This is a genomic window from Ruegeria sp. SCP10, assembly GCF_040329495.1.
Classification (GTDB): domain Bacteria; phylum Pseudomonadota; class Alphaproteobacteria; order Rhodobacterales; family Rhodobacteraceae; genus Ruegeria.
Window position 1 is genome coordinate 1 of sequence record NZ_JBDZYF010000052.1, and the last position, 1,580, is coordinate 1,580.

General features: G+C 50.8%; 1 protein-coding gene and 1 pseudogene. One reads left to right on the forward strand and one right to left on the reverse strand.

Features of this window, described 5'->3' with window-relative positions:
* Positions 1–170: 170 nt before the first annotated feature.
* Positions 171–353 (reverse strand): annotated as a pseudogene (locus ABLN87_RS22185) (transposase domain-containing protein); the annotation flags it as partial.
* A gap of 951 nt (positions 354–1,304) precedes the next feature.
* Here ABLN87_RS22185 and ABLN87_RS22190 point away from each other — a divergent pair.
* Positions 1,305–1,484: a hypothetical protein gene (locus ABLN87_RS22190; protein WP_353014280.1), complete on the forward strand. Its 180-nt coding sequence runs from the start codon at positions 1,305–1,307 to the stop codon at positions 1,482–1,484.
* Positions 1,485–1,580 lie beyond the last annotated feature (96 nt).

A 1,580-nucleotide genomic window follows, 5' to 3' on the forward strand; every position in this document is an offset into this window, starting at 1 on the left:
GATGCAGCCGAGCGCTGACAGGTTACAGCGGCAGGTACAATTATCCACGCCTGAGTCGTAAATCACAGCTACAGCAGACACTTTAGGATCCGAAACCGGGAGTGCTAAACGAGCACTTTTGAGATTAACGCATTCTGACTGGGGCTAGACCGTCGCAAGCGTTGCGCCGGTCACACGGGTCTGACGCAGTTCCAGGGCAGTAGTTCATTGATGTCCGATTGTTTGTGCCCACCAGCAATGGCAGCCAGGGCTGTGGACAGGTAGCCGTGTGGCTCAACCCCATTGAGTTTGCAGCTCTCGATGAGTGACGCGATGATGGCCCAGTTTTGCGCGCCCGCATCATGTCCTGCGAACTAAACACTAAGCTCTCATGGGTCCTCTCCCTGATCGCCGACCACAAAATCACACGCCTCGAAAACTCCTTCCTTGGAGTTACGCTGCACAAGCAGCGTAACTGGTCATGTAATTGCCCAACAGGGCGGGTTCATTGGACGGGCACACTGGATGCATCGGACAGCCAACAAGCCACTCCCAGCGCTGTTCGCTGTGGTGTCTATCAGATCAAGTTTGAAGTTGTCCACTTTAGTCGACCGACATCTTCACGCTAACGGACCACAGAGTTTGCAGTTGTCCTCACACCTGCTGAAGCAGATCCACCCGATGTGACGGCACTAGCGGAAACAGTCGCCCGAGCACTGCCACTACTAGAAGATGTCGATGTGTCGGCAGATATGGTAACGCGGCCACCAGATCCCCCGTCGCGGGATACTGTGGAAGCAACTCTGTCTTGAATTGTGTTACGGCCTCGGCTTTCGATCTCGCGAGGACGGCCATTATCCAGTTCGTTATCTCGATTTTCACCGCGATATTCGCTGTTTAGTCTTGCTAGATCACGCTGATAAATACACTTCTTTTGTTTTCTAAGCGCTTTAAACTGATCACGAGTGACGCGCCCGTATCTTCCGCAATTCATCAACTTAGGCTCAAATAGCCGCGTTGCGAGTCGCTCTACAACGGGATCACTGGTTCCGACTGCGCAATAGTTGCCAGCATAAACGATAGTTACGGACAGAAGTAGTGCCGCTCCGGATACAAACACAAGTTTCATTTTTGTATATTCCTTTGAGTTACCTAGTGTAAGCTGTTTGCCCTAGGACTGATTTATCTGGGATTTGAATTTGCTGATGTGCAACCGAAACTGGAACAAACACCTCTGTCTCAAGGGGTGGTTCTGATGGAATGGACATCCCCTGATTTCTCATCTGGTAGGTTTTGGAGATGGAAACAAATAGGAGGTTAGCAAAATGGCGGACTTGGAACTTGTCGGCATAGATCTGGCGAAGAATGTGTTTCAACTTCATGGATGCAGTGCCACAGGAGAAATGATTTTTCGCAAACAGCTGAGACGCAACAACCTTCTGTCCTTCGTTTCTGAACTGCCGGGGTGCACGATTGCTCAGGAAGAGGTGGTCGCGGAAATTTAGACCAGCGGCTAAGATGGATCGCATGACGAAAGTGACGATCCAAAATGAAGAAACGCAAGAACCATTTGCCGGAGTTCAAGGCCAAGGTTGCGCTTG